At 61.5% G+C, this 6169-nt stretch carries 5 protein-coding genes; 1 reads left to right on the forward strand and 4 read right to left on the reverse strand.

The genetic code is table 11. The features are described from left to right. Positions 1-119: 119 nt before the first annotated feature. The 3 genes from ACIOWA_RS27085 to ACIOWA_RS27095 form a co-directional block, all read right to left on the reverse strand. Positions 120-1091, reverse strand: coding sequence for a thymidylate synthase (locus ACIOWA_RS27085; protein ID WP_221734084.1), 972 nt, complete (start codon positions 1089-1091; stop codon positions 120-122). A 50-nt stretch (positions 1092-1141) separates the two neighbouring features. Beyond that, the gene (lgt, locus tag ACIOWA_RS27090) at positions 1142-1954 is read right to left on the reverse strand and encodes a prolipoprotein diacylglyceryl transferase (protein ID WP_339430385.1); all 813 of its coding nucleotides are present in this window, start codon (positions 1952-1954) and stop codon (positions 1142-1144) included. 80 nt (positions 1955-2034) lie between these two features. Next, positions 2035-2817 carry a sulfite exporter TauE/SafE family protein gene (locus ACIOWA_RS27095; protein ID WP_339430386.1) on the reverse strand — a complete coding sequence of 261 codons (783 nt, stop codon included), beginning with the start codon at positions 2815-2817 and terminating at the stop codon, positions 2035-2037. Between the two features lie 130 nt (positions 2818-2947). Between ACIOWA_RS27095 and ACIOWA_RS27100 the strand changes: the two genes are divergently transcribed. Beyond that, positions 2948-3694 carry an NRDE family protein gene (locus ACIOWA_RS27100; RefSeq protein WP_401162835.1) on the forward strand — a complete coding sequence of 249 codons (747 nt, stop codon included), beginning with the start codon at positions 2948-2950 and terminating at the stop codon, positions 3692-3694. A 109-nt stretch (positions 3695-3803) separates the two neighbouring features. Here ACIOWA_RS27100 and ptsP read toward each other — a convergent pair whose 3' ends face one another. Beyond that, entirely contained in the window at positions 3804-6083 is a 2280-nt protein-coding gene (gene ptsP, locus ACIOWA_RS27105) for a phosphoenolpyruvate--protein phosphotransferase (protein WP_339430388.1), read from the reverse strand. Positions 6084-6169 lie beyond the last annotated feature (86 nt).

Below are 6169 nucleotides of genomic sequence, written 5' to 3' on the forward strand. Positions count from 1 at the left end.
GAAATCTCCCACGGTCTGTACTGCGCTAACAGTCAGAATCGAGCCTTGTCCCTCCTCCTCCCTTCAAGTCCTACCATACAAGCGGGCTTGCTCGCTCCCACAGGGTATTGCGTGAAACCTCAGACCGCCATCGGCGCGGTCATCGGCGCGTGGTGCTCGTAGCCTTCCAGCGAGAAGTCGCTCGGCTCCACCAGTTCCAGCCACTCCGGCTGATACACACCGGTCTTGGCAAATTCCGGCACGCGGTCGGAGATTTTCAGTTTCGGCATGGCGAACGGTTCGCGCTTGAGCTGTTCGTTGAGCATGTCCAGGTGGTTTTCGTAGACGTGCGCATCACCGATGAAATAGGTGAACCAGCGCGGCGTGTAACCGGTCAGGCGACCGATCAGGCTCAGCAGCGCGGCGCCTTCGGTGAGGTTGAACGGCGTGCCCAGGCCCAGGTCGTTGGAGCGGATGTAGAGGGTCAGGGAAATTTCCCTGGTCTCGACATTCGGGTGGAACTGGTACAGCAGATGGCACGGTGGCAGGGCCATTTCATCGAGTTGGGCGCAGTTCCAGCCGTGGAACAGGATGCGGCGGCTGCCCGGATCATTGATGATCGTGTCGACGCACTGGCGCACCTGGTCGATGGCTTTGTACAGCACCACGTAGGCCTGGCCGTCTTCTTCGCCTTGAGCGATCTGCTTGTAGCCATTGCTCAAGGTTTGTTCGATGGCCGCGGTGTTGCTCAGCGGGATCTGCTTGTACGCCGGCCATTTGCGCCATTGCACGCCGTAGATTTCGCCGAGGTCGTCGTCGCCCTGACGGAATGGGTTGGCCAGCCACTGGGCGTTTTCGTTGGCGTTCTGGTCCCAGACCTTGCAGCCCAGCGCGCGGAATTCAGCGGCGTTGTTCACACCACGCAGAAAACCGCACATCTCGCCGATGGCCGATTTGAAGGCCATCTTGCGGGTGGTGATCGCGGGGAAACCTTCCTGCAGATCGAAACGCAGCATCGCCCCCGGGAAACTGATGGTGTTGATGCCGGTGCGGTTGGCCTGTTTGGTGCCGTTCTGGATGACGTGCGAGACCAGTTCGAGATATTGCTTCATGAGTTACCTGTGTCCTTGAACCCGGGGGCCGTCGCCCCCGGCCTTCGAATTTATACGGCCGCCGCGGGCGCTGCCGGCGCGCGATGATAAGCCAGCCAGATCAGGTACAGACCGGCAAGCACCATCGGCACGCAAAGCACCTGACCCATGGTCAGCCAGCCCCAGGCCAGATAGCCCAGTTGCGCGTCCGGTACACGGACGAATTCGACGATGAAACGGAAGATGCCGTAGAACAGCGTGAACATCCCCGATACCGCCATGGTCGGCCGCGGTTTACGCGAGAACAACCACAGGATCAGGAACAGCGCGACGCCTTCAAGGGCGAACTGATACAGCTGCGACGGGTGACGCGGCAACTGCGCCGGGTCGCTGAACGGCGGGAAGATCATCGCCCACGGCACGTCGGTCGGCTTGCCCCACAACTCGGCGTTGATAAAGTTGCCGATTCGCCCGGCGCCCAGGCCGATCGGCACCATCGGTGCGACGAAGTCCATCAACTGGAAGAACGACTTGTTGTTCTTTTTGCCGAACCACAACGCGGCCAGCATCACGCCGATAAAGCCGCCGTGGAACGACATGCCGCCCTTCCACACTTCGAAAATCAGCAACGGGTTGGCCAGGTAGGCGCTCAGATCGTAGAACAGCACGTAACCCAACCGCCCGCCGACAATGACCCCCATCGATAACCAGAAAATCAAGTCGGAGAGTTTCTCCTTGCTCCAGGTCGGGTCGAAGCGGTTCAACCGCCGGGACGCCAGCAGCCAGGCGCCGCCGATGCCGATCAGGTACATCAGACCGTACCAGTGGATTTTCAGCGGACCGATGGCCAGGGCCACCGGGTCGATCTGCGGGTAAGGCAGCATTGCGACTCCTCGTTAGAAGTTGAAACCAGAATTCCCGGGCGACGCTGTCACCTCAGGATTAAGCCAGGATTGCGACCTGCTCAAAGCAGAAAACTCAAGCCAACGCAAAACAGCAAAGCGGCGAACAGCCGTTTGAGCAAGCGTGGCGATAATCTATGTGCCAATCGTGCGCCGAGACGGGCGAACACCATGCTGGTCAGGGCGATGCCCAACAGCGCCGGCAAATAGACAAAACCGAGACTATGGGCCGGCAGCAGCGGATCGTGCCAGCCCAGAATCATGAAACTTAATGCACTGACCAGGGCGATCGGCAGACCGCAGGCCGACGAGGTCGCTACCGCTTGCTGCATCGGCACGCTGCGCCAGGTCAGGAACGGCACGGTCAGCGATCCGCCGCCGACGCCAAAAATCGCCGAGGCCCAGCCAATCACACTGCCAGCCACGGACAGACCGAGTTTGCCCGGCACCGTTCGGCTGGCCTTGGGTTTGACGTCCAGCGCCAACTGCACGGAAATCACCAAGGCAAATACGCCGATGATTTTTTGCAAATGCGGCCCGGAAATCGCTTCGGCCGTCAGCGCACCGAAACCGGCGCCGACCAGAATACCCACGGTCATCCACGCAAAAACCGGCCAGCGTACCGCACCACGTCGATGGTGCTCACGCACGGCATTGACCGAGGTGAAGATGATCGTCGCCAACGACGTGCCGACCGCCAAGTGGGTCAGAATCGATGGGTCGAAGCCCTGCAACGTGAAACTGTAAACCAGCACCGGGACAATGATGATCCCGCCGCCCACCCCGAACAGCCCGGCCAGCACGCCTGCACAGGCGCCCAGCGCCAGATAGAGCAGAAATTCCATGACCGTCTCCCAGACGCTTTCCCCAAACCGGAGCGGCATGGTAACGGATGCATACCCTTAGGCGGAACTGGCGATGGATGCACGGACGCCGGATGCGTAGAGTGGACAAAAAACACACAAGGACCACCTTATGTGCCTGATCGTTTTTGCCTGGCGCCCGGGCCATACCCAGCCGCTGATCGTTGCGGCCAACCGTGACGAGTTTTACGCCCGCCCCAGTCTGCCGCTGGGGCAATGGCCTGAGGCACCGCATGTGCACGCCGGACGCGATCTCGAAGCCGGTGGCACCTGGCTGGGGATCGGCGCCAACGGGCGCTTTGCGGCGCTGACCAATATCCGCGACCCGCATCAGCCGCCGGCGCGTAAATCGCGGGGGGAGCTGGTGGCGGGGTTTCTCGCGGGCGATGAGGCGATTGATGACTATCTGGCCGACGTTGTCGGTCGCTCACCAGAGTACGCCGGGTTCAACCTGCTGCTGGGCAACAGCCATGAGCTATGGCACTACAACGCACGGATGTCGGAGCCGGTGATGCTGCAGTCCGGGGTCTACGGATTATCCAATGCCGGACTGGACACGCCGTGGCCGAAGCTGCTCAAGGCCAAGGCAGCGTTGAGTGCAGTGCTGGAGGATCCGCAGCCTGCACGGTTGCTGGCGTTACTTGGCGATGCGCAAACGGCGCCGTTTGCCGAGTTGCCGGACACCGGCGTGGGGCTGGCGACGGAATCACTGCTGTCGAGTGTGTTTATTGCCAGCCAGAGTTACGGGACGCGGGCAAGTACGGCGCTGGTGGTGCAGGCGGATGGGACGCGCAGGATGGTGGAGCGCAGCTTCGGGCCGTATGGCGGGCATCTGGGGGAAGTCGAGATTGTGGTTTAGCGGTATCTGGACTGACACCTTCGCGAGCAAGCCCGCACCCACATTGGATCTGTGATCGACACAAATCCCCTGTGGGAGCGGGCTTGTTCGCGAGGGGGCGATCAGCCTTTTAAAGGGCTTTGTTGACCGCCGGCGGATTGATCTTCGACAACCCAAGGTTCTTCAGCGCCAGTTGCAGCGAACTGTGGATAACTTGCGGGTTATCGATGGTCATCAATTCGCCCAGCAATTGCCTGGCCTTGTCCAGATTGACCTGACGCAGCATCCACTTCACCTTCGGCAAGTTGGTGGCGTTCATCGACAGACTGTCGAAGCCCATCGCCATCAACAGCACCGCCGCCGCCGGATCACCGGCCATCTCGCCGCAAATGCTCACCGGTTTGCCCTCGGCATGGGCGTCGCGCACCACGGTTTGCAACGCTTGCAGCACGGCCGGGTGCAGGTAGTCGTAGAGATCCGCCACCCGTGGGTTGTTACGGTCCACGGCCAGCAGGTATTGGGTCAAGTCGTTGGAGCCGACCGAGAGGAAGTCGACCATCCGCGCCAGTTCCCTGGTCTGGTAGACCGCTGCCGGAATCTCGATCATCACCCCGATTGGCGGCATTGGCACGTCGGTGCCTTCGTCGCGCACCTCGCCCCACGCCCGGTGAATCAGGTGCAGGGCTTCTTCGAGTTCGTGGGTGCCGGAAATCATCGGCAGCAAAATCCGCAGGTTGTTCAGGCCCTCGCTGGCCTTGAGCATGGCGCGGGTCTGCACCAGGAAGATTTCCGGGTGGTCGAGGGTGACGCGAATGCCGCGCCAGCCGAGGAACGGGTTATCTTCCTTGATCGGGAAGTACGACAGCGACTTGTCACCGCCGATGTCCAGGCTGCGCATGGTCACCGGTTGCGGATGGAACGCGGCGAGCTGTTCGCGGTAGATCGCCAGTTGTTCCTTCTCGCTCGGGAAGCGCTGGTTGATCATGAACGGCACTTCGGTGCGATACAGACCGACACCTTCGGCGCCACGCTTCTGCGCCCGCGCCACATCCGCCAGCAGGCCGGTGTTGACCCACAGCGGCATGCGGTGCCCATCGAGGGTCACGCAGGGCAGATCACGCAGGGCATCGAGGCCCAGCGCCAGTTGTTTCTCTTCTTCGACGACTTCGGCGAACTGCTTGCGCAGCACTTCGCTGGGGTTGGTGTAAACCTCGCCACGAACGCCATCGACGATCATTTCAATGCCGTCGACCTTGGCGTACGGCAGATCGACCAGGCCCATCACCGTTGGAATACCCATGGCCCGGGCCAGGATCGCAACGTGGGAGTTCCCCGAACCGAGTACCGAAACCAGACCAACCAGCGTGCCTTCCGGCACCTCGCCGAGCATGGCCGGCGTCAGTTCTTCGCTGACCAGAATGGTTTTTTCCGGGTAGACGAGGTTCTGTTGCCGCTCTTCCTGCAAGTAGGCCAGCAAGCGGCGGCCGAGGTCTTTGACGTCCGACGCTCGCTCACGCAGGTAGGCATCGTCCATCAGTTCGAAACGGTTGACGTGTTCAGTGACCACCTGACGCAACGCACCCTGCGCCCACTGGCCGGTCTTGATCACAGTGGTGATTTCGCTGCCGAGCGAGGCATCGTCGAGCATCATCAGATAAACGTCGAACAGCGCGCGCTCTTCGGGACGCAGTTGTGTCGCCAGTTTCGCCGACAAGGCACGCATGTCGGCGCGCACGCCTTCAATGGCGGTCTTGAACAGTGCCAGTTCGGCGTTGATATCGGTGATGGTCTTGTCCGGCACCACGTCCAGATCCGCCGGCGGCAACATGACCACCGCCGTACCGACCGCCGCACCCGGCGAGCCCGGCACGCCAACGAACTTGGCTTCCTGAATGCCTTTGCCCTGGCGGCCCAGACCCCGGATCGAACCGGTGGCCTCGGCGTGGGCGATAACGCCGGCGAGCTGCGCGCTCATGGTCACGAGGAAGGCTTCTTCACCTTCGTCGAACTGGCGGCGTTCTTTTTGCTGGATGACCAACACGCCGACGACGCGGCGGTGGTGAATGATCGGTGCGCCAAGGAAGGAGGCATAGCGCTCCTCACCGGTCTCGGCGAAGTAGCGGTAGCGCGGGTGATCCGCGGCGTTTTCGAGGTTCAGGGGTTCTTCACGCGTGCCGACCAGACCCACCAGACCTTCGTTGGGTGCCATGCTGACTTTGCCGATCGAGCGCTTGTTCAAGCCCTCGGTGGCCATCAGGACGAAGCGGTTGGCCTCAGGATCAAGCAGGTAGACCGAGCAGACCTGGCTGCCCATGGCCTCTTTGACGCGCAACACAATAATCCCCAACGCCGCCTTGAGATCCTTGGCGGAGTTAACTTCCTGGACGATCTTGCGCAGCGTATTGAGCATGGCTCGGGGTCGAACTCCGTCGTCAGTCGCGCGCTAAAAGGCGCGGGGCAAGCTCTTTGAGGGCGCGGCTGACGACGGAGTTCGAC

The sequence above is a fragment of the Pseudomonas sp. NPDC087614 genome, assembly GCF_044743485.1.
In the GTDB taxonomy this organism is placed as follows: domain Bacteria; phylum Pseudomonadota; class Gammaproteobacteria; order Pseudomonadales; family Pseudomonadaceae; genus Aquipseudomonas; species Aquipseudomonas baetica_A.

Excerpts from the sequence above, each read along its gene's own strand:
- ptsP (WP_339430388.1), bottom strand. The coding sequence starts at position 6,083 with ATGCTCAATACGCTGCGCAAGATCGTCCAGGAAGTTAACTCCGCCAAG.
- ACIOWA_RS27100 (WP_401162835.1), top strand. The coding sequence starts at position 2,948 with ATGTGCCTGATCGTTTTTGCCTGGCGCCCGGGCCATACCCAGCCGCTG.
- lgt (WP_339430385.1), bottom strand. The coding sequence starts at position 1,954 with ATGCTGCCTTACCCGCAGATCGACCCGGTGGCCCTGGCCATCGGTCCG.
- ACIOWA_RS27095 (WP_339430386.1), bottom strand. The coding sequence starts at position 2,817 with ATGGAATTTCTGCTCTATCTGGCGCTGGGCGCCTGTGCAGGCGTGCTG.
- ACIOWA_RS27085 (WP_221734084.1), bottom strand. The coding sequence starts at position 1,091 with ATGAAGCAATATCTCGAACTGGTCTCGCACGTCATCCAGAACGGCACC.